1 pseudogene is annotated in these 392 nt (G+C 53.3%); it reads right to left on the minus strand.

Annotated elements, in window-relative coordinates:
• A pseudogene (locus tag EVJ23_RS15110) lies at nt 1-392 on the minus strand (hypothetical protein); the annotation flags it as partial.

A 392-nucleotide genomic window follows, 5' to 3' on the forward strand; every position in this document is an offset into this window, starting at 1 on the left:
CTTCAGACAGTTTCAGGATCTCTTCCTGAGCGGTAGCGTGACTGCGACCTTTCGCTTTGATGGTGTCACGCGTTACAACGTACTGAGCGCGTAGTTCCGCAAATTTTTCGCGAGCCAGTTCCGGGTCGATGCTGTTGTCATCATCGGCGCTGTCGTCATCGCCATCTTCTTCGTCTTCATCTTCGTCATCGTCCAGATCTTCCTGGGAACGCTCAGAACCGACGTGAGTGGCGGTAGGTGCCAGATGTTCTTCTGCGTTCGGGTCAACAAAGCCGGTGATCAGATCGGACAGACGCGCTTCTTCTGCTTCAACACGATCGTACTGTTCCAGCAGATAGGTGATCGCTTCCGGATATTCAGCAACGGAGCATTGAACCTGGTTGATCCCGTCT

This window comes from Exiguobacterium sp. SH1S1 (genome assembly GCF_004337245.1).
GTDB lineage: Bacteria > Bacillota > Bacilli > Exiguobacteriales > Exiguobacteriaceae > Exiguobacterium > Exiguobacterium aurantiacum_A.